Consider the following 1,825-nt stretch of genomic DNA (forward strand, 5'->3'; position numbering starts at 1 on the left):
AAATCTTAGCCTCTCGGGCCTGCTGAGGACTCAGCACCTGTTGACCAAAGCCTTGGGCCATGGGGTCGCTTCACTTTGATGAGGGAAATGCTTTCCCATTAACCCTCCGCCACTACTCTTCCGCTGTCTCAAGGGCAACGAATCCTCAAACTTCTATCCCTGCTATTCTGTCAAGTACAATTTATACCAAATTAGATGCGATTACCCTGGCCGTAGGACGGATTTCAGCATCAGGGCTTTTTAGCAATACTCCGGACAGTTTTTGGGCTGGTTGACTGACAAAACTTAGTCGGGGGCATAGCGGTACGTGTGTATTTTGAACTCAATTTGATAGGTGCGCTGCTCATGCTGCTTCCGAGAGGCGATGGCGGGTTCAGAGTCACGGTTGTGGGTAAACCGGACGTGGCGGATGAGGGGCCAGTCTTGGTCTAGGGCGGTTTTCAACCAATCCCAACCGATGCGGAAGTAGCTGTTGCCGCGAAACCAATGGGGGTCCACCCACCGACGTTTGCCCGTGGCGACGACCTCGACGCCTTGGGCGGTGACATAGAGAGTGGCGATGGCGAGGAGAAACCAGAGACGAGAGAGGGCACAGACCGAGCGAATCTCGGACGTTTGGAGATTCCATCCGTTGGACTGGTCATCGAGGAACGCCTCTTCTAGGTCAAAGCGCAGGCCGTATTCCTGGAAGGTGTGCAGGGTGGTGGGTTCATCGCTGACGATGGCCCAAAACTCGCCGTTGACATTGTTGTGGCCAAAGGCGACGTGTACGGGGCCATACCACTCCCCTTTATGGAGCTTCACGGTATGCCAACAGAGCGCCTCCCCCCGGTTAAGGTGAATATCCTTCAGTTGGCACCACCCCTGGTCGACTCGCCAAATCCAACTATCGCGCTTGATGCGGATGCGGTAGTGCCAGCCCAGTTGCGTCGTCATGGCCGTCATGGCGTCGGTGTGGACAAAGCCCCGGTCGGCCAGCACCACCACCGTCACCCCCGATGGCAATCGCCCCGCTGCTTGATGGAGCATCTCCCAATAGACCTCGAAACCCACCGAGGCACTGCGATGCTTCAGCACGCGCCACACCACGGGCAACGCTCGCCCCCGATGCACCACCGCCAGTCGCACCAGGCAATACACCTCCCAAACCAGGGAGGTGTCCAAGCTCAGGTACAATACCTCCTCCGTCCAATCGGCCAAGGCCGACTGAATCAAGGGCTTGTACAGTCGATGGACGTTCAGACGGCTATTGTGCAGCTAGCGGCTTAACCGTCGTTGTTTGCTTTGCGCCTGCACCCCTCGACAGGGGATATAGGGTAGCCATCGCGTCAGGCTCACCTCCCCCCGTTGGAGCAAGGCCATCACCATCCACAGGCAGGTCGTCAGATGGGTGCGATGCGCCCATGGCACCGATTGACCTAACCAAGTATTCAAGGCATCGTAGAGGGAGGAGTTTTTTTCACCGCGTTCACGCTTTTGAGTGGTATCTAAGCTTAGAACACTGGCTCCCCCTTCATCTCTTCAATCCCTGAAACTATTTCACAGCAAGAATCTCAGCCTCCTGAAACCAACTTTTGTCAGCAATACCTTCGCCAGATTAGGCAGAGTTAGGGTGGCTAGGCGCGGGATGAATACGCCCTAAGTTGGCGAAGCGGTTGAGGGCTTGCGTCCAGAAACCGGGTGTGGGTTTTTGCGGAAGGAGATCGATGAGTTCGGCAACATAGCGGTAGCCGCGAGCGTAGGCTTTGAGATCGAGGATAGAGGCCTCGGTCTGGGAGAGGGGCAGGATTTTGAGGAGGGTATGGGAAAGGCTAACCATAAAGAA

Annotated in this window: 1 protein-coding gene and 1 pseudogene; both read right to left on the reverse strand. The window is 56.1% G+C overall.

What is annotated here, in order from left to right:
- Positions 1–285: 285 nt before the first annotated feature.
- Complete coding sequence (locus H6G62_RS28205; protein ID WP_242052296.1) at positions 286–1,215, reverse strand: transposase; 930 nt, start codon at positions 1,213–1,215, stop codon at positions 286–288.
- Between the two features lie 382 nt (positions 1,216–1,597).
- Positions 1,598–1,825: pseudogene (locus H6G62_RS27090) on the reverse strand (IS4 family transposase); the annotation flags it as partial.

This window comes from Phormidium sp. FACHB-1136 (assembly GCF_014697375.1).
GTDB lineage: Bacteria > Cyanobacteriota > Cyanobacteriia > Phormidesmidales > Phormidesmidaceae > Nodosilinea.